Origin of the sequence: Pseudolactococcus chungangensis CAU 28 = DSM 22330 (assembly GCF_002441885.1) — a bacterium.
Lineage (GTDB): Bacteria > Bacillota > Bacilli > Lactobacillales > Streptococcaceae > Pseudolactococcus > Pseudolactococcus chungangensis.
The window spans coordinates 57,094-83,542 of the sequence record NZ_JXJT01000001.1 but is presented as its reverse complement, the minus strand read 5'-3'; the positions used below and the strand labels follow the sequence as shown (position 1 = coordinate 83,542).

Below are 26,449 nucleotides of genomic sequence, written 5' to 3'. Positions count from 1 at the left end.
ATAAAATAAATGAATTAACGTTCTTCAATGACCACTTGGTCAGCGATTTCTTGGATGAATGCTGTTGATGCCAGGTCATCTGAGAAAGCTGTTGCGGTACCACAAGCGACACCCTGACGGAAAGCTTTGACCGCATCATGTGACTTAGCAAATTCTCCGACAAAACCAGCAATCATCGAGTCACCAGCTCCAACAGAATTTTTTACCGTACCTTTAATCGCTTTGGCAAAGTAAGTTTTGCCATCCGCAAATAAGAGCGCGCCATCACCAGCCATGGAAATCATGGCGTATTGTGCGCCATCAGCCAATAACTTGTGACCATAAGGAATCAACTCTTCTACGCTATCAAACTCGACACCGTAGATAGCACCTAACTCATGGTTGTTAGGTTTGACAACCAATGGGCGGTTGGCTAAAGATTTAACCAAGACATCGCCTTCAATATCAATGACAAACTCAGCGCCTTGCGCTTTGATTTTGTTAATGACATCTAGGTAGAAATCTTGTCCAAGGCTAGCTGGTGCTGAACCGGCTAGGACAACGATATCTGATGCTGTTAAACCATCAAGTTTGGCAAAGAAGGCATCTTGCTCTGCTGCTGAGATTTTCGGTCCTGCACCATTGATTTCACTTTCGATATTCGATTTGATTTTGACATTGATTCTCGTGTCTGATGCAATCTTGACAAAATCCGTTTGAATATCTTCTGCTTCAAGTTTTTCCTTGATAAATGCACCAGTAAAGCCTCCAAGAAAACCTAAAGCAGTCGAGTTTGAACCAAGGCGAGCTAAAATACGCGAAACATTAATCCCTTTACCACCAGGGAATTTATCGTCGCTAGTCATTCGATTAACCTCGCCTACTTTGAACTCTGGTAAGCGTACCAAAAAGTCGATAGATGGGTTAAGTGTCACTGTGTAAATCATGAATTTCCTCCGTAATAATGTCAATTTTGTCATCAAATTCTGCAATTTTTGCAAAATAGATCTGGCCTAGTTTTGAACTGTCAGCTAAAATATATTTCTTTTTGGACTGTCGTAATACTAAACGTTTAATCATCGCTTCTTCTTCATCTGGCGTTGTGATACCACCATCTCTTGAGATACCATTCGCCCCAATGAAAGCCTTGCTAAAGTTAAAGGTCACGAGTTGCTGAATCGCAAAATTACCTGTAACAGCTTCTGTTGTTGGTTTAACCGCACCACCGATGATAATGGTTTTAATTTTTTTATCCATCAGTGTTGACGCAGTATGAACTGAGTTAGTGACGACTGTAATGTTTGCCACATCCGTTAGATAGTCCGTCATCATGGCAACAGTTGTCCCCGCATCCATGAAAATCACATCATCATTATTAAGAAGGCTGACTGCTCTTTGTGCAATAATTTGCTTAGCTTGCACATTTTTAACAGATTTTTCAGCAACCCCTTCTTCATAGCGTAAGTTGAATAGACTTTCAGCCCCACCATGAACACGTCTGAGCTGTTGACTTTTATCCAACTCCGTTAAATCGCGTCTAATCGTCGATTCACTCGTGTTCAAACCTTGTGCCAAAAGCTCCAAAGTCACATACCCTTGTTGATTGACAAGGTCTAAAATCTTTTGTTTTCTAGCGTTTTTTAGCATGGCCGTTCTCCTAATGATTCAGCAACATCTACCTGATGGAGGTAAATTCAACACTCGCTGTAACCGTTTACAGTTTTATTATACAAGCAAAATCATTCATTGTCAAGCATTTTCTACCAAAAACTTCCAAAAATAATTGTTTTAAGTTTTTTTCTTCCAAAAACTATCATTTGTTGTAAAGATGGAAAATTTAATCCTATCTTTTATCCGACACTTTTCTCACTTTTTTGATATAATGGAATAGTTGAGCGGAGGTGGCGGAATGGCAGACGCGCATGCTTCAGGTGCATGTATCCGTACGGGTGTGAGGGTTCAAATCCCTTTCTCCGCATCACTATAAAAAGCAAAATAGTCTAACAACTTATTAAGTTGCTAGACTATTTTTATCTTGTCACAGATATATAACTTGATAGAATAAAAAGAATCTGCTTTCGCAGATTAAATTTTATTTTTCGTCACTATCTTTTTCCTCAGTCTCAATAGGTTCATGAAAAGTCACACGTAGTTTAATGAGACGCGTTCCCTCAACCTCTAGACTGGTTAGAGTCAAGTTGTCTTTTTCTGTCACAATATCATAATCAATTTGTTCCTTTTCACCTGGAATGGCACCAATACCCGCCATGAAATAACCGGCAATCGTATCAACATCATCTGATTCTAAATATGTATCGAAATATTCATTAAAATCATTCAGAGTCAAGCCACCTTTGACGATGAAAATATGCTCATTAATTTTGAAAACATCTTTCTCAGCAATATCAGATTCATCTTCGATTTCACCAACGATTTCCTCTAAGAGGTCCTCAAGTGTAACAATCCCCTCAACACCACCATACTCATTAAGTAAAATGGCCATTTGATTTTGCGTTTTCTTTAGTTCCCGTAATAGGTCATCAACAAAGATTGTCTCTGGCACAAAAAGTGGTTCTTGCAAAATCGGACGTAAGTCAAGGTGATCAAATCCTTTCTCATAAGCACTTTTTAGTAATGTTTTGGTATGCAAAACACCTACAACCTTATCCTTATCGTCAACGTAGACGGGAATTCTACTGTAGTTTTGAGCAAGAACAGCTGCGATATTCTCATGAATTCCTTCACTAATATCTATCATAAAAGCATCAGTTCTTGGCACCATAATCTCACGCGCCATGAGCTCATCCAAGCTAAAGACACCTGCCAGCATTTCCCGTTCAATCTCATCCAGTGCACTACTGTCTGCATTAAGCATGTACTCAATCTCATCACGCGTCATATTCTCAGAATCATCATCAAAAGTCATGGGTGTCAATTTACTTAGGATGTTAGTCGATGTCGCTAGTAACCAAACAAATGGACTCATGATAACACCTAAAATTCTCAGTGGTGTCACCGATGCTAAAGCATATTTTTCTTTAAGATTTTGCGCGATACGTTTAGGATATAACTCACCAAAAACAATCGAAACATAAGTCAAAATGGCAAGAATAATCACCGATGCCAAATTTTTGGCTCCTGGTGTACCACCTAATACAGGTGTGAGTTTTGATGCCAAGGTTTCAGCCAAACTTGCCCCTGACAAGATATTAATCAGTGTAATCCCGATTTGAATCGTTGACAGAAAGTTACTAGGTTTATTCAGAATGCCGAGTAATCGTTGATATTTCTTGTCACCTTCGGCAGCTCTTTGTTCGACACGCGCACGGCTAGTCGAGACGAGTGCCATTTCGGCACCTGAAAAGAGCGCATTAAGAATGGTCAAAAAAATCAGTAAACCAATTTGAAATAATAAGGACTGACTTTCGGGGTCAGGGTGCATGAGTTGTATTCCTCCAATGTAGTTTCAGTGTTAGTATGAAGCCTGCTAGCATTTTTAAATCGATATGTATCACACATCAGAAAAAATCGCTAGACAAGACATTATTTCTCTATTATATCATACTTCTCGTTTTCAGTCTCATCCAGTCGTGCTGCTTTATGATTTTCCCAAAGACGCCATGAAAACTTGACAATTTCTTTAGCTAGTGAGTAGAAAGGCACAGCAATTAACATCCCGACAAGACCATAGAGACTGCCGACCACAAGCATGAGCACCATAATAGTCACAGGATGGACTTCAACAGCTGAACCTACGACTTTCGGATAGATGATATTGCCATCAAGTTGCTGCAAGGTCAGAACGACAATCACGGCAATCAGCGCTTGAATTGGGTTGGTAAATGCCACTGTCAGGATAACCGGTACCACACCGATATAAGGTCCGATATAAGGAATGAGGTTCGTTATTGCCGCAAAAACTGCAAACAAGAACGCATAGGGAATCCCAATGATTAAATAAGAGATAAAGACTGTCACAAAGATAAATAAACAGTCAATCGCAGCGCCACTGATAAATTTGGAAATTGTGTCATTCATATCATTCAAGAGGCCTACGATATTTAGTCTATCCGATTTTAAAACTGTTTTTTTCAAAAATGGTAACATGGACTTACCGTCTTTTAACATATGGAAAAGTAAGACAGGAACCAAGGCTAGAACCATGAAAATTTTAGAGACAACCGCAACGACATTGGACACACTCAAGGTTACACCAGACAGCAAGTTCTGCAGAATATCCATGTAGCTGATATTAGCTTTATTGAGCAGCGCCTTGAAGTCAATCTCGCTAAAAGCAGGATTCTCGGATAATTTCTCCAACCATTTTTGCAGTTGAGGGTAGATATTCCCTGATGCCTTAATTAAATCTGACAACTGAGTGATAATGCTTGGTACCAGTGCCATCACAGTATAGACGAAGATGCCGATAATCAAAATGAAAACGAGCACAATGCCCCAAATCCGTTTTAACTTAAATTTTTTCTCTAAGTAAGAGACTAGCGGATTAAAAACATAATATAAAAACCCTGCGATAATAAAAGGCAAAAATACTAATGAAAATAAGGTTGTCACTGGTTTGAAAACAAAACTAATATGTGTTAACAGCCAAATCAAAGTCACGACGGCCAGCATCTCTATTGTCCAAAAAAATAATTTCGAGCTTTTAAACATTTCTCCACCTACTAGACTGGGCAGGAAACACTGCACAGTACATCTTCTCCAAAAATTTGTTATAATTACCTTAATTATAACAGATTTTGACCATAATATATTTTTTATGCCCAAATCCTTACATTTACCGGTCAAACAAGTAGGAGAACCATGAAAATCAAGCATACCCGTGATACCTTATCAGATGTCTATGTCCAGTCTCTCAAAATTCGAAATACCGTATTCGTCAAAGAACAGCAGGTCCCCCTTTCCCTCGAAATCGACAAAGACGAGGCATATGCTGTCCACTTCGTTTTACTGCTTGATGATCAAGAAGAGACACCTGTTTCGACCTTGCGCATCTTGCCTTCGGCCAATGGTGAACAGGCTTTAATCCAACGTGTCGCAACGCTCAAACCTTACAGAGGTCAAGGATATGCACGCAAACTAATGATTCAAGTTCTAGACTTTTTACATGCTCAACATTTTAAAATAGTAGAGCTTCATGCCCAGATACAAGCCATCCCTTTCTATGAAAAGTTAGGTTTTGAACCTTTTGGTGATATTTTTTTAGATGCTGATATCCAGCACATTGCCATGAAAAAAACAGTTTGACACATATCAAACTGTTTTTTGTCTTATTTTTTCAATGGTAACAGTGCTTCAGATAATTTAGCAAATTCTGGAATTGAAAGTGCCTCCCCACGAATTTGTGGCGAGATATTTGCAGCTTCAAGTGCTTGTGTGAGTTGCTCGCGAACTTCTGCTGTTTTACCAAAAGCTGATTGGAGATTGTTCCAAAGTGTTTTACGTCTGTGGAGAAAGGCGAGTTTAGCAACTTTGAAAAAGAAATCTTCGTCCGAAACCGCCACCATTGGCGCATCGCGCCGGGTCATTTTGAGAATAGCTGAGTCGACGTTAGGTGCTGGTACAAAAACCGTTTTCGGTACGATGAAAGCGACTTGAGCCGTCATGTAGTACTGAACAGCGATGGAGAGGCTACCATAGGCTTTGGTATTCGGCTCAGCTGAAATGCGGTCGGCGACTTCTTTTTGCATCATGACGACGAACTCGGTGAACGGAATTTTACTTTCAATCAAGTGCATCAAGATTGGCGTTGTGATATAGTAAGGGAGATTAGCCACGACTTTGATTGGCAGGTCGGGATTTTTGAAGTTACGGATGTGCGTCTGTAAGTCAGCTTTTAAGACATCCTCATTAATCACAGTGACATTATCAAAGTCACGTAGGGTATCTGCCAAAATCGGAATCAGGCGGTCGTCGATTTCAAACGCCATGACTTCTGCTGCATTTTCAGCGATAAATTCTGTCAAAGCGCCAATACCTGGACCGATTTCGATGACGTTGACATGACGGTCAATCTCAGCTGTATCGACAATTTTTTGTAAGATATTGGTATCCGTCAAGAAATTTTGTCCCAAACTTTTCTTGAATGAGAAGCCGTGACGGTCTAAGATGGCTTTGGTAACGCGGTAATCTGCTATGTGCATGAATAGTTCTCCATTATTTCTTCAACTTCTACTAAGGTGATGCCAAACAATTCTAAACGTTTGAGCTGTTGCTTGGCATTGCTATAACCAATTCTAAGTGTCTGACCCAGATATTCTCGTCTTTGACGGCTGTCCGTATGACCGATTAAACCTAACCGAACCAAGTCACCATGCGTGATATCAAAGACAGTGTCTGCATCAAAATTCGACGTTAAATGCCCTAGGGCTTTCTCTAAATCGTCATAACTCGCATGTTCTACCCCGAGGGAACGGCCTTTGGTCTTTGATTTTGGCTTGGCCTCATCCCGATTGAGAAAGGCATGCTTGACTGTGGGAATGGCAGTCATGATGATGCGGCGAATGCGTTCCCCACTATGGTCAGGATCTGTAAAGACGATAACGCCACGTAAATCATGTAAACGTTCAATCCGTTCCAAATCATCATCTGAGATCGCCGATCCTTGCGTTTCATAGGTGTCAACATCGTAATATTTTTTGAGATTTGCCGTATCATCCTTGCCTTCAACGACAACGATTTCATAAATTTTTTGCTTCATTTGTTAAATATTTCTCTATCTCTCGCTGATTTTTCAAGACGACCACCTTGTCCCAAGTTTGAAATTGATCAAGTTGAGCAGCCAATCTTTTATTACTTTTTTTGGGGAAATCCCAGACAAATTTCAGAAAATCAAGATAAGCACTGTCTAGTTTCTCCGTAAATTCACTTGGCATTTCAGGTCGACTCTGGCGATTTTTGTGAAAAGCCCAACTTCTTTTCATCACACGGAAAATGGCTTTGAACCGCGACATTTTTAACCAAATGATTTTGTCCACATAGGGCAGACGTTCGTCCAAACTACCTGAATAATTGCCATCAATTAACCAATGTTCATGGCTGTTAATAAAAGTCTGCTGTTTTTCTCGAAACAAACGCTCTGCCTCAGCAGAATAATCTGTCGCATGCCAAAGTGTATCCAAGTGTAGCACTGGCAAATTCAAGCTATCAGCTAATCGCCGTGCAAGGGTTGATTTCCCAGCACCAGCTATTCCGATAATGATGATTTTCATGGTGCTATCCTAAAAATTCGCAGGGCATTGTCATAAGTCGCCTGAGCAACTGTTTCTGGCGTAAGGCCCCGCAGTTCTGCAATCTTTTCGACAACAAATTTCGTATAAGCTGGCGTATTCTCCCGACCACGAAAAGGCATCGGTGCCAGATAAGGCGCATCTGTTTCAACCAAAATCTTGTCAAGCGGTAATTTCGTCGCAGCCTCTTGCAGGTCGATCGCCTTTTTAAAAGTCACAACGCCTGAAAAGGAAATCATCATCCCCAAGTCTAAAAATTGCATGGCTTCTTCATAAGTACCCGAAAAAGAGTGCATAATGCCACCACGTGGACCTACCCCTTCAGACTTGATGATATCATAAGTGTCTGTTATGGCATCACGAGTGTGAACAACAAAAGGTAAATCATGCGTTTTAGATAACTGGATTTGACGACGGAAAACTGCTTCTTGCACGTCTTTGGGGTCTTCCATCCAGTGGTAGTCTAAACCAATCTCACCAAGGGCAATCACTTTTGGGTTCGCCAAATTTTGGACAATCATAGCCTCAATTTCAGATGTATAAGACCCTGCTTCTGTCGGGTGCCATCCAATAGTCGAATACAGGTTATCATAGCTTGCTGATAATACCAGACTTTGCGCAATTGTTTGGGTGTCAAACCCAACAATATTAAGTTTGGTGACACCAAATTCACGCGCTTTTTCAATTTCCTCAGCTTCACGACCTGCAAAATTATCAACGTTTAAGTGAGTATGTGTATCAAAAATCACTTTATTTCCCTTTCTTTCTTCTCAATGTTTCCTAAACCTTCTGTATCAAGGGTTGTTAGACACCACCTTATGTCATATTCTTCCTTATGTCTCCCTAAAATTCCTAATTTTTTGGAGACTCTATAATAAATAATCTCTATTAACTAAAAATCAATTCTATCTATTATGTCAGCCACTTCTCATCTTGTTTCTTCCGTAAAAATATTTAGAGTCGTTTTAGTGTCCTTATGTCGCATAATTTACATAATCGCTTTAATGGTACTCCTTTTTCGGCTATCCTAGAAACATGAAAATGTCCTAACAGTTGTCGGATCAAATGCTCTTCCTTGACTTGATAAGTAACTAAACAAAAATGTTTATCAATTAATTTTATATTATCGTTCTCTTTTCAAACCATTTCAAGATTTAAACACTCGTCTACTCACAAGAAGTTTCCTATATGAGTATAAGCATATTGTTTTAGAAGATGATAACTCAAAGTCCGAACTTAATACCGTGCTGTCATCTAAAGTATATCTTACATTCAAGACTTTATTTTCAAAATCAACATTTGACCACATTAGTGCCGGAACTCCCCCAACCCGCAACCCTGTAAAAATCGTGTCATTATTTGTACTAGTAGTATGTTACCATATTTTGATTTTATTAATATTCATATATACTTCCCTTTACAAAGAAGCAAGTATTGGCTACATATAGTATATCATTTATTTCCATCTCATTTCTGCTTTGTATACAAGAAATTTATCAAAGCCAACAACATTTGAATTAATTGTCAAAGTAAAATACCAAAACACAATATCAGCTTTTTTAATGGTAGACTGTTCGAATTAACAGTTTGTTTTTTAAACTTTACACTAGAATCCTTAATCATCTAGCTAGTTTCTTACTCGATTTTATATTAGAATAGACTCATAGATAAACTTGGCAATAGAACTCCATGATGTATTCTTGGTAAAAGTATTGCATCATACAACAAATTGATTGTCAAAAGAGGAAGAGTCACGTGATATTAGATAAGGGTAGGTTTACTTAATGAAAATTTTGATTATTGGTTCAGTAGCGGCTGGCACAAGTGTAGCTGCAAAAGCCAGAAGAAACTCTGAAGAAAATGAAATTGTTATTTATGACAAAGATACTGATATTTCGTATGCTGTGTGTGGGATTCCTTATGCAATTGGCGGAGAAATACCAGATTTTGAAGAGTTGACACCACGTGATGCAAAGTGGTTTAAAAAGCGTTATAACGTTGACATTTTTACTTCACATGAAGTAATTGCCATAAACCATGAGAAGAAAGAAATTTCAGGAAAGCATCTTATTACCGGCGACCTATTTACAGATAACTATGATTTATTAGTGTTTGCCACAGGTTCAACACCCAAGGCACCTGATGCTTTTGAAGAAAGTAACTTCAGCAACGTATTTCAAGTGAAAAATATTAATAGTGGGAAAAAAGTTAAGTCCTTTATAGAAAATAAAAAACCTACGACTGCTGTAGTTGTAGGAGCAGGATATATCGGTCTTGAAGTCGCTGAACAACTTAAAGAACGTGGAATTAAGGTCATAATTCTTCAACGTGGAAAACACCCTATGTCACATTTAGACTGGGATATGTCTATCCGTATTGAGGACGAAATGGTAAAACAAGGGATTGATTTCCGACCTGAAGAAACGATACAAAGCTTAGTTGGTGATACCCAACTTGACGAAGTAATCACTAACAAAGGAACAAAACTATCTGCAGATATGTATATCTTAGCAACTGGTGTTCGACCTAATGTAGCCCTAGCTCAATCCATTGGTGTAAAACTTGGAAAAGCAGGGGCCATTGCGACAGATAATACACTTCAAACGAACATACCCGATGTATATGCAGTAGGTGATGTAGCAGAAAGCTTCCATGTTATTACAGGTAAGCCTATTTATCGTCCTTTGGCTTCTACCGCAAACAAGATGGGGAGAATTGCAGGAGATGCTATGACAGGTGGACAACTTCGATTTCAAGGTGTTTTAGGAACTGGTATCTTACGTTTCTTCGATTTAACAATTGCTCAAACTGGGTTGACAGAAAAAGAAGCTCTAGCTGAAGGTTATGAAGTTGCAGTACTATCTAATATTAAGCCAGATAAACCAGACTATATGCACGGAAAGGAAATGGTTATTAAGGCAGTGGCTGATAAGCTCACTCATCGTATTTTGGGTGTGCAAATCATTGGGCCTCAAGGCGTGGATAAAAGAATAGATGTTTTTGCTTCAACAATAACTTTAGGAGTTACTGCAGAAGATTTATTCCACATGGACTTAGCCTATGCACCACCATTTTCTACTACAAAAGATCCAGTAGCATATACAGGTATGGCATTAACCAATGCTCTAACAACAGCTCCACTTATTACTCCTCATGACTTAATGGAACTTCAAAAAAACAATGAAAATATTACAATTATTGATACTCGAGATCCAAAAAGTTATGAAAAAAATCATGTCCTTAACGCTATTAACATACCATTAGCAGAATTACGAGAAAAGGCTTCAACACTTGATAAGAGTAAGAAAACAATTGTTTATTGTAATAAAGGAGTGACAGGAAACGCTTCTCAAAATGTATTGAGAAGTAAAGGCTTTAAAGAAGTTTATAATTTATCTGGGGGCAACAAGAATTATCAGGAAATTTTTAAACATTCTAAATAAAAGAATGTGTTCTATTTATGATCTATTCATCTTTTAAAATGGCTAACAAAAATACCTCTTCAATCAATATGAAGAGGCATTTTTGTTAGCCATTAATCCATTGTGCAATTTCGTCTTCTTTTGGTACTCTACCAGATACGACAACCTCTTCATCAATAACTAAGGCGGGTGTACGCATCACGCCATATTTTTGAATTTCTGCAATATCTGTAACTTTTACAACTTTCGCTTCTACGGAGCTAGATTTCAAAGCATCTAAAGTATTTTTTTCCAAATTTTTGCAATTTTTACAACCTGGTCCTAAGACTTTAATAATCATTTTCTCTTCCTTTCTTTTTCAGCAACATGTATACAAGAAAATACTTGTTAACAAGAAGTGTTACTATAGATAATACTAATTACCAATGTGTTTTGTCAATAGTCTTTTTCTAGAATCAACTGTACTAGAAAATGAGTTCAAAAACTCAAATAAATATAGGGCAATCGTTCAATTGAAACCTCTAAAAACGGATTCCCAGAAAAAGAAACGCCTCACTAAACACACTTATAAATAAACACCTCCCTTCCAATGCTTGTTAACAAAACGCATAAAATTATACAAAAAACCAATTAAAAGAAAATCCAATAATTAAAATACCGATAAGGCAAATAATAACGAATGTTCCTAATAGTTTAGGTTTAACTACCTTACTTAACATAATTAAAGATGGTAAAGATAACGTTGTGACAGACATCATAAAGGCGACTAAAGTCCCAATAGGGACACCTTTTGAAAACAAGGCTTCAGCAATTGGTAAGACACCAAATATATCTGCGTAGATAGGTATACCAATTAAAACGGCTAATGTAACGGATAGAAGATTATTTTGGCCTAGGATATTTTCAACAAAACTTTGTGGTACCCAATTGTGGATTCCCGCTCCGATACCAACACCTATAAGAATATAAGGCCAAACTTTTCCAGCAACTTCCCTTACTTGTTCTACACCGAAGGATACACGTTTCTTAAAGGTCAGTTCTTCTTTGAAAGAAGAACCCTCTTCCATGTTTCGAATGTATTCTTGGACTTGATTTTCCATACCTAGCTTATCAATTACAGTCCCACCAATAATAGCTAATAATAATCCTACTATAACATAAATAACAGCTATCTTTAAACCGAAAAATGACATCAGCATAATGATTGATGCAATATCTACCATTGGGGATGAAATCAAGAAAGAAAACGTAACCCCCAAAGGCAAACCAGCCGTAGTAAAACCAATAAAGATTGGGATACTTGAACAACTACAAAATGGTGTAACTGTACCAATTAGTGCACCTAATAGATTCCCTTTCCATCCTCGCATTCCTCTTAACAACACCTTCGTGCGTTCGGGTGGGAAATAAGATTGTATGATACCCATACAGAATATAAGTACAGAAAGAAGTATAAATATTTTAACGGTATCAAAAATAAAAAATTGTAAACTTCCACCAATTTTCTCATCCGTAGGTAATTTAAAGATAGTCTCGACAAACCACCCAGCTAAGTCATTTAACCAAACCATTTTAAATAATTGATCATTAATAAAAGTCCACATTATTGAACATCTCCAATCAAATAATCAAATTTATCAATTCGGCTCAAATCAACTTGAAATTGTTCGTCTAAATTCTTAGATTCTTTAACTAACACTAGAATATTTTCAAGAAAATAATTTTTAGAAAGTTCATATTTTATAAATTTTCCATCTTGATATCCTACAACTAAATTCAAATCCCGTAGTTTACCTAAATGTTTTGACAATTTACTTTGGGGGAGTTTTAAAATTTTTTGTAGTTGACAGACACATAATTTTTTTTGAGATAATAATAACAATACTCTCACTCTCGTTGGATCAGAAAGAGCTTTAAATAGTTTTTCTATTTCCATACACAACACATCCTCATATCCGCTTATTTTCATATCAATTATACAAAATTGATAATTGTCTGTCAAATATTTAATTTCTTAACTCCAGAATAGACAGCACTTGATTTGGCTAGTCTGTTTTATTTATTCAGACAATTTTTTTATCAATTTACTCCTTATCAATTTTTACATGAACTAAATCATCTCTATGAACAGCAAGTGTTCTTTTAATACACAAGACAGTCTACCAGTTTTTTAATCCTTATTTATCTTTCTTTTTTAAAATGTGGTATACTAAACCTGAGGATGGGTATAAATGAGCTAAAAGTAACTTTAACTCTAAAGAAATTTATTAAACTTACTGTTATTGTTTTTTGTTTCCAGAGCATAAATTTAGTCACCTGCGGTTTATTTTTTTCCATTAAGAACGACCATTATTGACTTAACTATAGCCGTTTATCCAATAGATAAAAAATATTTTCAAAAAAACTAAACGTTAGCCTTGATGTAACCATCATTAAGCTGAGCTTCAGGTCAACATCTTATTAAATTGAGTTTTGGCACCTTGGGACCAAGAAAATAGATGATTTGTTCGCTTACGGCAAACACCTCATTCACTTCTGCGATTAGTCATTGCGGAAAAAGAATTCTACGTCTCACTGCAGTCGCCTCAACATCTTAAAAGGAGAACACGATGTCTGATAAAGGAACTGTTGATAAATTAAAAGGTAAAGCAGAAGAAATCGCTGGTACTGTAACTGGTGATGACAAGAAAAAAGCCGAGGGCTTGATGAATCAAGCTATCGGTAAAGTAAAAGAAACGGCTTCTGATGTAAAAGAAGCCATTGAAGATGGTGTTGAAAAAATCAAGGAAAAAATTGACCGCGACTAATCTCTCCATCAAATTTTATGATATCTCTTAGCTTATCATGTACTCATCTTCGTACCAAACGTGACGCATATCTTTAAACAATCATTTGTTTCAAACATATAAGACACACCATCAACAACAGCAAAAAAGATTAATCGTCAGCTCTAACAGTAAGGGATAATGAGACAAGCGACATGCTTGTCTTTTTATTTACCCTATTTTTGACATAATTTTAACATCATAACGAGGAATTAAATTTAAAACCACAAAAAAACTGCCCACCACTGGCGAACAGTTTAATTACGAATACCGTACTTTGATTGTTTAAATGGCATCACGCAAACGTAGGCCATCATTTTCTAAGACACGTACACTGCGAGGTAAAAATGCGCGAATTTCTTCTTCATTATAACCAATGTGTAGGCGTTTATCATCCATGATAATCGGACGACGTAGAATTTGTGGATTTTCAGAAATAATTGTGACAGCCTCTGATAAAGAGAGCTCCTCAAAATCAACATTTAGTGATTTCACAAATCGATTACGATTTGAAATCAGAGATTCAATGCCATCGTCACATTTTTCTAAAATATGTTTGACTTCGTCAGTTGACAAAGGACTTGACATGATGTTTCTCTCATCATAGGAAATATCATGCTGACCTAACCATAGTTTTGCTTTCTTACAACTCGTGCAGGATGGAGCTGTGTAAATTGTTATCATAGTGACCTCCGTGTTGGTACTTCTAACGCATTTCTTGTTATTTATATGATATCAATTATAACATATTTTGTCATCAGTCAAAAGACCTATTCCATAAAAACTTCAATTTTTAAATAAATTATGAAAGTATTTAGTCAAGACGCTTAATTTACCATTAGTTTTTTATCACAAAAAGACTTTATTCTTCGATTTCAATTGTATCTAATTCAAGAGATACTAACTCAGATTCTGCTACTTTTGCTTCTTTTTTAGCCTTGCTTGTTTTTGGCGCTGATTTGTCTTCAGCTTGCGCTTCAACTGTCTTCTCTTCAATCAAACCAAATGCTTCACGGACTTTGTGATCGATTTCAGCGAATACTTCTGGGTGTTCTTTCAAATAAAGTTTAGCTTTTTCAGACCCTTGACCGATTTTTTCATCATTGTAAGAGAACCAAGCACCAGATTTTTTGATGATATCCAAATCAGTAGCAATTTTAACCAATTCACCAGTTTGAGAAATTCCCTCACCAAACATGATTTCAACTTCCGCGACTTTAAATGGTGGTGCTACCTTGTTTTTAACGACTTTAATTTTGGTTTCTTTACCCATTGCTGTATCTTTGTCATCACCAGTTCCCTTGATTTGCGTGTTACCACGGACATCTAAACGAACTGACGCGTAAAATTTCAGCGCGCGACCACCAGGCGTTGTCTCTGGGCTACCAAACATGACCCCAACTTTTTCACGCAATTGGTTGATAAAAATGGCGATTGTTTTGGTTTTATTGATTGACGCTGATAATTTACGCATGGCTTGTGACATCATCCGTGCTTGCAAACCAACGTGAGAATCACCGATTTCACCATCGATTTCAGCACGGGGAACAAGGGCTGCGACTGAGTCGATAACAACTAAGTCAATGGCACCTGAATCGATCAATTTACCAGCAATTTCAAGACCTTGCTCACCAGAGTCTGGTTGAGAAAGTAAGAGTTCATCAATGTTGACACCAAGCGCTGCTGCATAAGCAGGGTCAAGCGCGTGTTCCGCGTCGATAAAGGCTGCAATGCCACCTTCTTTTTGAGCTTGCGCTACTGCATGAAGAGCAACTGTCGTTTTACCTGATGACTCTGGCCCATAGATTTCAATAATCCGGCCTTTAGGATAGCCACCAACACCTAATGCAATATCAAGTGCCAATGAGCCTGAACTCATCACCTGAACTTTTTGCTCAGCCTTATCACCAAGACGCATCAAAGCGCCTTTACCAAAGTCTTTTTCAATGACTTTCAAGGCATCATTTAACGCTTTCTCACGCTCATCACCAAATTTTTTAGTAATATCATCTAAATTTTTCTTTGCTTTTTTTGCCAATTTTATCTCCTTTTGGATACTGAGCCTAAGTTCTAAATATACTCGTTTAACTCAGTTTTGAGTTGTCCAGCAGCTCCCCTATTTAAGGTTATCAAGAACGCTCACAATATCTTATTATACCATTTTTTCACTCACTTTAATATACGTAAAGCACCGCCATCTTGCTCAAACTTTTTTTAATTTCTGGCATTTGGGACAGAAGTGCGTCCCACGTCCAGCCAGTTTATACTTCTCGATTGGCGTACCACATCTCGCACATGGCTGACCCGTTTTGCCATAAACTTGCAGATAATCTTGCATCGTGCCATCAAGACCAAGTGCATTTTTATAGCTGCGAATGGTCGAACCACCATATTTGACGGCTTTTTCTAAGATATGAATGACTGCACCCCTAAGCTCTGCCACTTTTTTAGCAGATAGATGTCGAGCGATTTCTGACGGATGAATTTTAGCCAGCCACAGCACCTCATCCACATAGATATTGCCCAGACCCGCCACCAAAGACTGGTCCAATAAATAGGGTTTTATCTTCTTCTGGCTGCCTGAGAGTTGATGTTGAAACGTTCTTAAATTAAAATCCGTTTCTGTCGGTTCTGGTCCAATTCTTTTATCGGAAAAAAAATCTGCAAGTTTGTCTGTTCTAACAAGTTCCATCGTGCCAAATTTGCGAACGTCTTGATAGACGAGGGTTTGACCGTTTGAGAGGTCGAAAAAGCCATGAAAATGCTTATTGTCCGGAATATCTGTGCTGAGATAACTCAGCCATTTCCCCTCCATCCGCAAGTGACTAATCAGGGTCTGTTCACCTAACTCAAATAGCAAATACTTACCGCGGCGATTGACTTCGTGGATGGTTTGATTGATGAGATTGTTTTTGAAAGTCGTCAAATCAGACTTAATCATGCGATTATAGTCAATTCGAAGTGCCGTGATTTTTTGACCACTGACAAGTTTATTAAGGCCGCGTCTGACGGTTTCTACTTCTGGTAGTTCTGGCATGTTTTTACTCCTTGCATTAAGATGTTGAGACGACTTAGCTGTACTCGTTTAACTAAAAAGTGATACGCAACTTTCTAACTATTTTCAGTCAATTAATCAACGGCTAAGCGGTAACTCCAATGCCATAGGCAATAATAGGAGCCAAAATTTGATTATACAACAATTTTACCAGAAAAACCGTTATAATAGAGTCATGATAACTTTAAAGACAGTGATTGCTATTCTAAAACAAGACCAAAATTTTCGTGACATCATCATTGATGGTGCCTATTTTAGTGCGCCCATACAAGATCTGACTTTTAGCCAGCTCTCATATGATAGTCGTGAGGTGTCGGACAGTACCCTCTTTTTTGCCAAGGGGCTGAATTTCAAGCGGGAGTTTCTAGCTGATTTGGCGATTCCTTTTTATGTGTCTGAAATAGATTACGAGGTCAGCATACCCGCCATCATTGTCAACGATGTCAAGCATGCTATGAGTTTGATTGCCATGGCTTTCTACGACCACCCACAAGATGCGCTTAAAACACTTGCCTTTACTGGGACTAAAGGGAAAACAACTGCTGCCTATTTTGCTAAAAATATCCTAGATACACATAATGGTGATAAAACCGCTATGTTTTCAACCATGGAGACAACACTTGATGGTGAGACTTTTTTCAAATCGCAACTGACGACACCTGAAAGTCTTGACCTCTTTCGCATGATGCGCGAGGCTGTCAGCAATGGCATGACGCATCTGGTCATGGAAGTCTCGTCACAGGCTTATAAGACATCCCGTGTTTATGGGCTTACTTTTGATGTCGGGGTTTTCCTTAATATTTCACCTGATCATATCGGGCCTATCGAGCATCCGACTTTTGAGGACTACTTCTACTGTAAGCGTCAGTTACTGGCTAATGCACGTTATGCGGTCGTCAATGCTGAGATGACGCATTTTGACTTTGTTAAATCTGAGTTAACAGGCGAGACGACCTTTTATGGTGAGGGTTCTGAGCACCCGATTTCAAACTCTGAGGCTTTCTCTTTTTCTGCACTTGATACAAATTTTGAGATTCAGTTAATTGGCCGATTTAATCAAGAAAATGCTGTTGCTGCAAGTCTGGCTGCCATTCACCTGGGGGCAAGCTTGGCTGATGCGAAAATGGGGGTTGCGAAAACGACTGTCCCTGGCCGCATGGAAGTGCTAACGCAAGCCAATGGTGCCAAGGTATTTATCGACTATGCGCACAATGCCGACAGTTTGGCGAAGCTGGTCGATGTGGTTGTGCCGCACCAGACGGGGCGCGTGACGCTTGTGATGGGAACGACGGGGAACAAAGGTGAGAGTCGACGTCAAGGGGTTGGGGAGCTTTTGGAGCAGCTGCCTGATATTGATGTGATTTTAACTGCAGATGACCCGAATTTTGAGGATCCTGCTGAGATTGCGCGTGAGATTGCAAGTTTTATCTCTCGCGATGTTCGGATTGTCATTGACCGTGAGACGGCGATTCAGACGGCGATGTCGACGACGGCTAATGCCGACGATGCTATCATTATTGCGGGCAAAGGTGTTGATGCCTATCAAATCGTGAATGGTGTCAAAGCACCTTATGCGGGTGACAAAAAAATAGCTGAAAAATATTTATAAAAAAAAATCGTGTCAGATGAGTGTCTGACATGATTTTTTCATTTGGTTTTCCTGTGTTATTTGTAAATATTATCAATGGCTGTATGGTCAGCTGTCGCATCGCTCCAGAGATAGGCGATTCTGAATTGACCAGCTTTAATTGCACCACCTCCAGTGTTGGTACCATTGCTATAAGGCATGAAATCTCCAGCGTTTGGACCACTTGTTGGAAGTTTTGCGACATATATCGTTTTCAGAGCATTCGTTAGTGGGACAAAACCTGTTGGATTGACATAGGAATGACCGCCTGTGCCCGCTCCAGCAGGACGATTCTTTATCCCAAAAATCCTGCCACCAGATTGGCCGCCTGCATGAGAAGCGGTAAAGCCTCCGCCTGAACCACCGCCACCCCACTCATTTATACCTAGAGAGCCACTTAGACCATTCTTATCAGCAGAAGCATCTGTTCTGCGTCCAGCAATGGAAACCGCCAAAAGCCTTCCTGTTGCATTAGGGTAATTCGAGAGGTCAGAAACGCCAACGACATTAGAGGCTCCCACACCACCTATATAGCTATCATATCCATGACCTGCTCCGCCACCACCGCCACCTGCTACCAGAAGCGTAGTACCATTTGCCAACAGTTCCACCGCAGAAGATCCACCACCGCCTGACCCTTGCTTGCTAGACGAATCATCCCCATAGCCATTGCCACCTTTACCACCTCCCGCATGAGACGAGCCGCCGCCTGTTTGGTTTTGTGAGCCAGATTCATAATGCCCACCAGGACCGCCAAGCGTATATCGAATCTGCTGGTCTTTAACAAAGTAGTAAACTGCCTCAACGACCCCGCCTTTACCACCTATTGCGCTCATATTGGTTCCCCCATCTCCGCCACGAAGTTGGAGGGCGTAGTAACCTGTTTTTGGGATGGTATAGGTCGTCCATGGCGCTCCAGAATTTCCTGTTGCTGTGGTATTCGCCAAAAAGACACCTGGATCCGTTTCACTGGTCACATCCATCTCAATCGTCGCATTGCGGACATATTTAGACTGTGTCAAGCCGCCGAGCGCGAGGAGTGACAACAAACCTAATGTTAAACCAATTTTTGTTTTTGTTTTCATAAGCCTCTCCTCTCTATTCTGTCATAACTTGTTGGGCTGTAAAAATGAGATTTTTATCTGCTAAACCATAGGTTGATGAGATCGTGAAATCATAACTCTTCGTTTCGCCCTGTTTAATGACTTGCCCTGCTAAAACTGTTGACAAATCCGTTTGGCTCGCTGCACCACCACTGGCAATCGGTTTGACCCATACCTTGCTGTTATTCGTGAAAGTCACGGTCATTTGCTGACTTGTTGCGCTGCCTTTGATTTCAAATTGGAATTTGCCTGTATTAAGACCTGTATCTGTCGCTGTATTTTCAGTCATATTCTTAGTGCCAGATGTTTCCAGCCTTGCCGTCACATTAAAACCTGCAACTTTTGCTGATTCTCTTGCTGAGCCGACTTGACTGACATATTTGGCATAAGTCGCGCCTGTCCCCACAGCTCCCAAGATCGCTAGGTAGACTAGCACTCGGTAAACTTTTTTATGATGTGTCATATTTTCACCTACTTTTTATCTTTTTTTCCTCTTGGCAAGGTCAGCCATTTGTCGCTTTCCCAGATAGCGATTAAACCTGTTGCCAAAACCATTAGTCCTAGTGGCTCTTGCAACCAACGGAGCAGATAGCCAAGCTTAGGAATGACGAGGACCACTTTCCCATAAATATCACTGGTTTTTATCGGTTGGTCTGCCGCATCATTGGCGTCGCCTTTGGTGATAACTATATCGCCTGTTACTGACTGGATGCGGTGTGTGACAGGATAATCGTCCGAACGATAGGTAACGATGTCGCCTTTTTGATACCTTGCTTGTGGCACCTTATGCACGAGGACGATGTCATTTACTTTAATTGCTGGATCCATACTCCCACTCACGACAATGGCTTTGCCAAAGCCCAGAAACATAGGGAAAACAGTCTGACCTGTCATACGCTGCACGAGACCATAAACATTGCCTATCAAGATGAAACCTAGCAGGGTAGCAATAATTACACTCATGATTTTTTTAACCATTGTTCCCCCTTGCGGCATTTAATTGACTTGAACTGCTTGATAGGCAAGTCTCACGACAAGTCGCAAGTCCGTACGACTCTCTGCTAAGTCAGCGACTGCTGTGTCTTGCACATCATAGCCACCATTATTGTACCTGTCATGGGGCCATTCCCATGAAATTGTAACTTTCCCATTTGACGGAACGGTTAAGGTTTTTAGCCCAGTCTCAAGCGTTGATAAGTCACCATTAATTGTTGTGCCGCCATCAACACTTGCTGTGTAAACTATTCTGCTTTTTAGCGAGTCCAACACTGGATCAGATATAGGCGTAACCCCCTTGCCATCTCCTGCACCATATTCACCAATCGTCACATACTGTGAAATCAAGTCGGCACCTGGCACAATATCCACGAATTTAATCTGATAAGCTACCTCTGTGTCACCCAGTTCGATACCTGAAAAATCTAAGATTGTGCTACCTTTAGCACCCGGTGCGAGTAAGTTATTGCCGTCAAAGGCAATCGGTGCTCCTTTAGGATCACTTGAGGCGGTCATATTATCAACGCCATCCGTATCATTTTCACCTGCTGCAGTGTAGCTGCCCGAGAACAAATCTAGGCTCCCTGATAGTGCTTCTGGATTGACGCGCCATTGCGCTAGACGTGCTGTGGTTTCATTATTAATTTCTTTTCTGTATTTAGCGTTACTGTAACCTATTGAGCCAGCAGATAAGGCAGCAACACCAATGACTAAAAGGATTAGTCGTCTAGTTTTTTTCATCTGCTTTCCTCCTTTTCAGCACTAAGATGCCAATTATCACAATCGCAGCAACACCTAAAGAACTTACCAAAGTAGCATTTTCTTCTCCTAATTTTCCAAAAGTGTCTGCAAGTTTCTGACCGATAGGTTGTGTATTACCTGTGGTCGGTAGACCGATAGGTGTTGTTGACCCGTCAGTCGTTTCATCTGTGTCGCTGGGGATGTTACCACCATTATTCGGCTTTTCAAAATAGAAATTGACAGAAGTGGTCTTATTTTCGGTCATAGCTGCTAAACCATGCGCTGTATCTTCTGCATCTGTCAAGGCATTATCATGCCATGTGATTTTAAAACGATAGCTGAATGACGCACCAGCTGGCAGTTTCAAATTTTCGCTCTCTACTGTTTCCTCAGTCGCATGGTTCGCTGTTTGATGTTCAAAAATCGTTCGATTATCACGGCTAACCTTAATATCTAATGGCACGCCTGATTGATCTTTTAAATCAAACACCATACGATACTCAATTGCATGAGAATTAGTATTTTTGACGGTAAACCAATACTCATCATCATAACCAGGATAAAAGACTGAATCTGAGAAAATTGGCACTTTATTTTCAGAAGTCCAAATTACACCATTCGTATCAGATACCGCAACCGTTGCACCAGAACTTACATCTGGTGTCGCTGCTTGAACAACATCACCAACTGACAGCAGCGACAAAGCAAGGACAGCCATAAGTATTATTTTTTTCATTTACTTGCTCCTTTTTGAACTTCAAGCTAACTTTCTAGGAAAATAGACGATTTGTCCGCACAAGCTACGCTTGCTTCGGCAAATCCCTAATTTTCTACGAAAGTTTGCGACTACGTCGCACCGCTTTCAGTATCATGTTTTTTAACTTGCTTTTTGCCATGTTTAGTCAAGTTGTGTCAAGACTGCACCTGCAGAAATTGTCAAAGTGTAATCTGTTCCGACATATTGTGCCATTGCCGCATCAGTTTCCACCTTATCATGACCACTTTCTAAGTCCCATGAGATAGTTACTGGTACTTTAATTGTTGCACCGTCTGTGTGAGCAGGGATATCTTTGATTTTTGTAAATGATGGCAGACCAGCACCATTAGCTTGATTGAGGTCATAAACTGTCCCTGTATAGATAGGTTTTGCTGGATCACCGACAACTACCTTGAGATCTTTTTGAATATCTGCTGGCAAATTCGTCTCAACCTTTGTTCGATCGTCAAATTTCAGCTCTGCTTTGACTTCAGAAGTAACGTCATACGTCAACTCGGCTGTCGCTGTAAAGTTTGGTGCGATAAGATTGTCTGTATCTGTCGCAATATCCGCTCCTGATGTGCCTTCTTCATTGTCGTAAGTATTAGTAAACAAATTCACTTCAGAAGAACCGACATAGAATTTTGCGACACGAGCTGTGTCTGCTTGGGTATCAACTTGTAACAAGTATTTGGCATAAGTCCCGCCAAAGACACCTGCTGTTAAAATTGCTGCGATTGCTGTTGTGTTCAAGACACGTTTTCTTGTGATTTTCATATGCCTACGCTCCATTTCTTATGATAGATTAGTCGATTTGTGTTAAGGTTGCCTGACCTGTTACCTTTAGGTAGTAACCAGCGCTCGAATTTCCCGCTTGTGCGATTGCTGCTGCTGTTTCTGCTGCATCTGCACCGTTATCCAAGTTCCAAGTAAAGCTTAGGGGAACATGATATTCAGTACTCGGATCTCCTGCTGGCACAGTCACAACATTATACGCTGCCACGCTAGGATCAGCCACCAAAGCATCCAGACCGTGATAAGCTCCGCAAACTTGAACCAAAATAAATTGCTGAAGTTCTTTTGGTAAATTCGTGTCAATTGTCAGACCTGAGAAATCCAACTGTGATTTAACTTCTGTCGCAACTTTGAATGTCAAATTTTGAGTTGTTGTGACATTTGGTGCAATGAGATTTTTGGCATCGCTACCATCATTTTTGACATCTGCCCCAATACCTGTAGCATTCGTATACTCTGTTTTAAATAAATCTAGCGTATTCTCTGAGTTAAGATAGAATTTTGCGAGACGTGCGTTATCAGTTGTTGGGAGTGTTTCAGTATGGTACTTCGCATAAGTGCCACCAAAGATACCGGCAGTTACCAAGGCTGCAGCTGCAGTTACGAGTGCAAGACGTTTTTTTGTAAGTTTCATAGCAGTTCTCCTTATATTAAGATGTTGAGACGACTGTCCAGCTCCGTAGAGCGCTTTGCTGCAACGAGTAATCGCAGGAGCACGGTTTTCTGCATCGAGTAATCGCAGATGCAAATTAGGGATTTGCCGTAAGCGAACGTAGTTCGTGCGGACAAATCAGCTATTTTCCTAGTTGAAATCACAGCTTTCAATCTACGGATAGAAGCAACAAAGTTGCTATCAGCTAGGAGCCGAAACTCAGTTTTTTTCATGCTTAGACCAGATTAGTCGATTTGTGTGTTAATACCTGTAAATGTGAGTTTGACAGTTGGCATTGTCGCAGCACTAGCCGCAGCAGTATCATCTGCATCATAGCTGCCAGTCCCCTCAAAGTCATAGGTCCAAGTAACAGGTACCGTGATGGTAGCCGCTGTTGCAGCATTGGTTGTGACCGGATTGCCGAGCGTCACTTCTTTATCATCAGCAAGCGCATCTTTGATTGTTCTAAGTGTCGCAGCAGCTGGTGCAGCGCCAGCAATTGATACATTTACTTTGATATGATCCAGCAAGACACCTGTCGTTTCTACTTTTGTTAAGTTGACGACTGTTTCTGTTTTGACTTCTGAGTTTGACTCAAAAGCAATATCTGCTTTGGCTGTTGTGCCTGGGGCGATGAGTAGGTCTGTCCCATTTTTAGCTTGAACCGTGCCGTCATAACTCGCTGCAAACAAATCAAGTGTCCCTGTTTGATTAAACTGATATTTTGCCAAACGGGCTTCGCTTGAACCCACCTCGACTTGAGAGGTGTACTTGGCAAGTGTGCCCGCGCCTCCAATTGCTGCGCCCAGTGTGACCAGTGCCAATGCACTCACTATTTTCCCATTTAATTTCATAACATTTTCCTCTCTAACCTTATCGGTTCTTCATCTTCTTAGTTTTAAACACTCACTATCGGCTCTTCTTCTGTTTTAGACACCTTAGATGCTTTTGACTTAAAGGCCTGAACGATGTAATCGCTACCAAACAAAATGATAAGTGGTAGAACAATGAATAAGAGCATCCCTTTTGGTGATTGTAAGAACATCAGTTTTGAGCCGAAACCTTTCAGGTGTGTCTGATAAACACCGACGATTTGCGATGGATTAATCACACCTTTGTCACTGGTGTTGTTGGCATCCCCCCTTGTTTCGTAAACGTGATCCTTACCATGTGTGATCACCTGATTGATCCGGTGCGTCACCAATGCCTTAGATTCTGAATGTGGGTCGACAAAGGTAATGATGGTCCCTTTTTTAAGGTTTAGCGTTTTTTTCGTTTTGTGAATAATGACTAAATCCCCAGCGTTAAAATCATCTGCTTTATCCCCTGCCATAGAACCTGTATTCACAATCAAGGGACTATACCCTAGAATACTAGGTGCTTTCGAATGCTGGACAGTTGACTGAAACATCATCCAGAGGTTGCCAACCAATACAAGCATAAACACAAGTGTCAACACCCAAAGCAAGGCGTTGCCTATATGTTTCATAATTTTTTTCACTTCTTATCTTCTCCTTTCTGATAGTCCTTGGTTTTCAAGTTTCGAAAATCAATTTAAAACACAAAAGAACTGAACTTTAAATCAAGGCAAGACAAAATGTCCGACCTTTAATTTAAAGTTCAGTTCATGAGGTATCATTAAAATGACCGCAACTAGCCGCCTGTTCTGTTCTGTTCTGTTCTGTTCTGTTCTGTTCTGTTCTGTTCTGTTCTGTTCTGTTCTGTTCTGTTCTGTTAATCATATGCCTGTCCCCCTCTCCTGTCAAGTGTTCTTAAAATTAATCCTATTGACTTTTTATGATAAATAAACGGTTTTGTATTATTTTTTGATTAGAATTAAATTCTAACTTTATTATACACTATTTTCGTAAATGTACAAAACAATTCGTTAAATTAAAAAAATATGTCACATTTATATATTATTATCTTATGTTTATAGTATACCCTCTTTTCCAAATACGGCAAAATGATATGCTAAACCTGCTCAAACTAAACTGTGCTCATTACTAAAAGCTAGACACAACTATATTAAAATATGACTCATAAATAGAATAGTCAAATAATGTTAACGCCTGTCAAATCGTGAATAGGCTCAAAGCACCTTATGAATGGGGCAAAAAAGATTAACCTTTAACTTTTAAATATTTTCTTTTAATCAGGTACAAGATGCTCACGGCGAAGTCACTTCGATAGCACGACTCGCTAAACTTTTTTCATTCCGTTCTCCTGTGTTAGGACGTTTCGATTATGGAACGGCTGTCGTTGTCGTCTGCTCAAGCTAAGCAACATCATTAACAATTAAAACAACTGACTGCGTTTCTTCTACCAAAACTAAAAGCGATACCACTTCCTATACAAGTCAGACGCATTTATGTTAAAATATAACTCATGGATAAAATAATCAAGACAATCTCAAATAATGGGCATTTCAGAGCTTATGCGCTTGAAGCGACGCAAACGGTTAGTGAGGCACAAAAGCGACACAAAACTTGGTCTAGCTCAACGGTTGCGCTTGGGCGGACTTTGATTGCGGCGCAGATTTTAGGTGCCAATCAAAAAGGTGATGATACGATTACGGTACGCGTCCAAAGTAATGGTGCAATTACCAGTATCATTGCGGTTGCAGACACACGTGGTAATGTCAAAGGCTACATTAAAGAGCCTAACGTGGACTATAAACGTGGCTCGACTGGTGAAGTCTTAGTCGGCGATTTAGTCGGTCAGGGCTGGTTTTCAGTTGTTAAAGACATGGGCTTGAAAACGCCTTATACTGGACAAACACCTTTGATTTCTGGTGAAATAGGTGAGGACTTGGCTTACTACCTGACAACATCTGATCAGACACCATCTGCTGTTGGCTTGAATGTTTTGCTCAATGAAGATGAGTCCGTCCATGTTGCCGGTGGCTTTTTAGTTCAAGTCATGCCAGATGCACCTGAGGCTGAAATCTCAGATTTTGAAGCACGCATCCAGAAAATGCCTGCCATTTCCAAACTCTTGCGTTCACATGACCACTCTAAAGCTATTTTAGACGCCATTTACGGACAAGACCAATACAAAATTTTGGAAGAATCGCCTTTGGCTTTCCACTGTGATTGCTCTAAAGAACGGTTTGCTGCCAGTATCCAAGGCCTTGGCAAAATAGAAGTTGAAAAATTGATTACTGAAAATCACGGAGCTGAAGTTATCTGTCAGTTCTGCGAAACAGTCTACAATTTTTCAGAAAATGATTTGAAAGAACTGATATAAC

Annotated in this window: 28 protein-coding genes and 1 tRNA gene; 6 read left to right on the top strand and 23 right to left on the bottom strand. The window is 39.7% G+C overall.

All coding sequences use genetic code 11. From position 1 onward, the window contains the following. Positions 1-14: 14 nt before the first annotated feature. The gene (gene pfkB, locus RR45_RS00425) at positions 15-926 is read right to left on the bottom strand and encodes a 1-phosphofructokinase (RefSeq protein WP_031366264.1); all 912 of its coding nucleotides are present in this window, start codon (positions 924-926) and stop codon (positions 15-17) included. After that, complete coding sequence (locus RR45_RS00420; RefSeq protein ID WP_031366265.1) at positions 904-1,626, bottom strand: DeoR/GlpR family DNA-binding transcription regulator; 723 nt, start codon at positions 1,624-1,626, stop codon at positions 904-906. The genes pfkB and RR45_RS00420 overlap by 23 nt, the downstream gene beginning before the upstream one ends. A gap of 248 nt (positions 1,627-1,874) precedes the next feature. Here RR45_RS00420 and RR45_RS00415 point away from each other — a divergent pair. Continuing rightward, positions 1,875-1,957: transfer RNA gene (locus tag RR45_RS00415), tRNA-Leu, on the top strand. A gap of 114 nt (positions 1,958-2,071) precedes the next feature. Here RR45_RS00415 and RR45_RS00410 read toward each other — a convergent pair. Beyond that, positions 2,072-3,421 (bottom strand): hemolysin family protein, encoded by a 1,350-nt coding sequence (locus RR45_RS00410; RefSeq protein ID WP_031366266.1) that lies wholly within the window; start codon positions 3,419-3,421, stop codon positions 2,072-2,074. Between the two features lie 101 nt (positions 3,422-3,522). Further along, positions 3,523-4,650: an AI-2E family transporter gene (locus tag RR45_RS00405; RefSeq protein WP_031366267.1), complete on the bottom strand. Its 1,128-nt coding sequence runs from the start codon at positions 4,648-4,650 to the stop codon at positions 3,523-3,525. Positions 4,651-4,800: 150 nt separating this feature from the next. On the opposite strand from RR45_RS00405, the gene RR45_RS00400 reads away from it, so the two are divergent. Beyond that, entirely contained in the window at positions 4,801-5,244 is a 444-nt protein-coding gene (locus RR45_RS00400; RefSeq protein WP_031366268.1) for a GNAT family N-acetyltransferase, read from the top strand. A gap of 23 nt (positions 5,245-5,267) precedes the next feature. On the opposite strand, the gene rsmA is transcribed toward RR45_RS00400, so the two are convergent. From rsmA to RR45_RS00380, 4 genes are read right to left on the bottom strand one after another with little or no spacing between them, the layout of a single operon-like run. After that, entirely contained in the window at positions 5,268-6,140 is an 873-nt protein-coding gene (gene rsmA, locus RR45_RS00395) for a 16S rRNA (adenine(1518)-N(6)/adenine(1519)-N(6))-dimethyltransferase RsmA (RefSeq protein WP_031366269.1), read from the bottom strand. Then, the gene (gene rnmV / locus RR45_RS00390) at positions 6,131-6,697 is read right to left on the bottom strand and encodes a ribonuclease M5 (protein WP_031366270.1); all 567 of its coding nucleotides are present in this window, start codon (positions 6,695-6,697) and stop codon (positions 6,131-6,133) included. Before rnmV ends, rsmA begins: the two co-directional genes overlap by 10 nt. Next, positions 6,678-7,208 (bottom strand): shikimate kinase, encoded by a 531-nt coding sequence (locus tag RR45_RS00385; RefSeq protein WP_031366271.1) that lies wholly within the window; start codon positions 7,206-7,208, stop codon positions 6,678-6,680. The genes rnmV and RR45_RS00385 overlap by 20 nt, the downstream gene beginning before the upstream one ends. Then, positions 7,205-7,975 (bottom strand): TatD family hydrolase, encoded by a 771-nt coding sequence (locus tag RR45_RS00380; protein ID WP_031366272.1) that lies wholly within the window; start codon positions 7,973-7,975, stop codon positions 7,205-7,207. The genes RR45_RS00385 and RR45_RS00380 overlap by 4 nt, the downstream gene beginning before the upstream one ends. Positions 7,976-9,010: 1,035 nt before the next feature. Between RR45_RS00380 and RR45_RS00375 the strand changes: the two genes are divergently transcribed. Further along, complete coding sequence (locus RR45_RS00375) at positions 9,011-10,669, top strand: FAD-dependent oxidoreductase (RefSeq protein ID WP_031366273.1); 1,659 nt, start codon at positions 9,011-9,013, stop codon at positions 10,667-10,669. Positions 10,670-10,754: 85 nt separating this feature from the next. On the opposite strand, the gene RR45_RS00370 is transcribed toward RR45_RS00375, so the two are convergent. The 3 genes from RR45_RS00370 to RR45_RS00360 form a co-directional block, all read right to left on the bottom strand. Further along, positions 10,755-10,988 (bottom strand): thioredoxin family protein, encoded by a 234-nt coding sequence (locus tag RR45_RS00370; protein WP_031366274.1) that lies wholly within the window; start codon positions 10,986-10,988, stop codon positions 10,755-10,757. A gap of 274 nt (positions 10,989-11,262) precedes the next feature. Beyond that, positions 11,263-12,252, bottom strand: a complete 990-nt coding sequence (locus RR45_RS00365) for a permease (protein ID WP_031366275.1) — start codon at positions 12,250-12,252, stop codon at positions 11,263-11,265. Then, positions 12,252-12,584 (bottom strand): ArsR/SmtB family transcription factor, encoded by a 333-nt coding sequence (locus RR45_RS00360; protein WP_031366276.1) that lies wholly within the window; start codon positions 12,582-12,584, stop codon positions 12,252-12,254. Before RR45_RS00360 ends, RR45_RS00365 begins: the two co-directional genes overlap by 1 nt. A 673-nt stretch (positions 12,585-13,257) precedes the next feature. Between RR45_RS00360 and RR45_RS00355 the strand changes: the two genes are divergently transcribed. Next, a complete protein-coding gene (locus RR45_RS00355) occupies positions 13,258-13,455 on the top strand; it encodes a CsbD family protein (protein WP_031366277.1) in 198 nt (65 codons plus the stop codon). Between the two features lie 303 nt (positions 13,456-13,758). Here RR45_RS00355 and spx read toward each other — a convergent pair whose 3' ends face one another. The 3 genes from spx to mutM all read right to left on the bottom strand — a co-directional run bounded on the left by spx (position 13,759) and on the right by mutM (position 16,510). Next, the gene (gene spx, locus RR45_RS00350; RefSeq protein WP_031366278.1) at positions 13,759-14,157 is read right to left on the bottom strand and encodes a transcriptional regulator Spx; all 399 of its coding nucleotides are present in this window, start codon (positions 14,155-14,157) and stop codon (positions 13,759-13,761) included. A gap of 178 nt (positions 14,158-14,335) precedes the next feature. Further along, positions 14,336-15,511 carry a recombinase RecA gene (gene recA / locus RR45_RS00345; protein WP_031366279.1) on the bottom strand — a complete coding sequence of 392 codons (1,176 nt, stop codon included), beginning with the start codon at positions 15,509-15,511 and terminating at the stop codon, positions 14,336-14,338. A gap of 165 nt (positions 15,512-15,676) precedes the next feature. Continuing rightward, complete coding sequence (gene mutM / locus RR45_RS00340; protein ID WP_031366280.1) at positions 15,677-16,510, bottom strand: DNA-formamidopyrimidine glycosylase; 834 nt, start codon at positions 16,508-16,510, stop codon at positions 15,677-15,679. 193 nt (positions 16,511-16,703) lie between these two features. On the opposite strand from mutM, the gene RR45_RS00335 reads away from it, so the two are divergent. Then, entirely contained in the window at positions 16,704-18,137 is a 1,434-nt protein-coding gene (locus tag RR45_RS00335) for a UDP-N-acetylmuramoyl-L-alanyl-D-glutamate--L-lysine ligase (RefSeq protein ID WP_031366281.1), read from the top strand. A 56-nt stretch (positions 18,138-18,193) separates the two neighbouring features. Here the strand turns inward: RR45_RS00335 and RR45_RS00330 are convergent, their stop codons facing one another. The 9 genes from RR45_RS00330 to RR45_RS00290 form a co-directional block, all read right to left on the bottom strand. After that, on the bottom strand, positions 18,194-19,240 hold the full coding sequence (locus RR45_RS00330) for a glycine-rich protein (protein WP_031366282.1): 1,047 nt from the start codon (positions 19,238-19,240) through the stop codon (positions 18,194-18,196). A gap of 13 nt (positions 19,241-19,253) precedes the next feature. Continuing rightward, positions 19,254-19,721 carry a hypothetical protein gene (locus RR45_RS00325; protein ID WP_031366283.1) on the bottom strand — a complete coding sequence of 156 codons (468 nt, stop codon included), beginning with the start codon at positions 19,719-19,721 and terminating at the stop codon, positions 19,254-19,256. Between the two features lie 8 nt (positions 19,722-19,729). Further along, positions 19,730-20,236, bottom strand: coding sequence for a signal peptidase I (locus RR45_RS00320; RefSeq protein WP_167362579.1), 507 nt, complete (start codon positions 20,234-20,236; stop codon positions 19,730-19,732). 18 nt (positions 20,237-20,254) lie between these two features. After that, positions 20,255-20,995, bottom strand: coding sequence for a hypothetical protein (locus RR45_RS00315; RefSeq protein ID WP_031366285.1), 741 nt, complete (start codon positions 20,993-20,995; stop codon positions 20,255-20,257). Continuing rightward, on the bottom strand, positions 20,982-21,731 hold the full coding sequence (locus tag RR45_RS00310; RefSeq protein WP_031366286.1) for a hypothetical protein: 750 nt from the start codon (positions 21,729-21,731) through the stop codon (positions 20,982-20,984). Before RR45_RS00310 ends, RR45_RS00315 begins: the two co-directional genes overlap by 14 nt. 162 nt (positions 21,732-21,893) lie before the next feature. Continuing rightward, a complete protein-coding gene (locus tag RR45_RS00305; protein WP_031366287.1) occupies positions 21,894-22,529 on the bottom strand; it encodes a hypothetical protein in 636 nt (211 codons plus the stop codon). A gap of 28 nt (positions 22,530-22,557) precedes the next feature. Continuing rightward, positions 22,558-23,181 carry a hypothetical protein gene (locus RR45_RS00300; RefSeq protein ID WP_031366288.1) on the bottom strand — a complete coding sequence of 208 codons (624 nt, stop codon included), beginning with the start codon at positions 23,179-23,181 and terminating at the stop codon, positions 22,558-22,560. A gap of 263 nt (positions 23,182-23,444) precedes the next feature. Further along, positions 23,445-24,053 carry a hypothetical protein gene (locus RR45_RS00295; RefSeq protein WP_031366289.1) on the bottom strand — a complete coding sequence of 203 codons (609 nt, stop codon included), beginning with the start codon at positions 24,051-24,053 and terminating at the stop codon, positions 23,445-23,447. 44 nt (positions 24,054-24,097) lie between these two features. Beyond that, complete coding sequence (locus tag RR45_RS00290; protein ID WP_031366290.1) at positions 24,098-24,700, bottom strand: signal peptidase I; 603 nt, start codon at positions 24,698-24,700, stop codon at positions 24,098-24,100. Between the two features lie 887 nt (positions 24,701-25,587). On the opposite strand from RR45_RS00290, the gene hslO reads away from it, so the two are divergent. Further along, complete coding sequence (gene hslO / locus RR45_RS00285) at positions 25,588-26,448, top strand: Hsp33 family molecular chaperone HslO (RefSeq protein ID WP_031366291.1); 861 nt, start codon at positions 25,588-25,590, stop codon at positions 26,446-26,448. The last annotated feature ends 1 nt before the right edge of the window (position 26,449 follow it).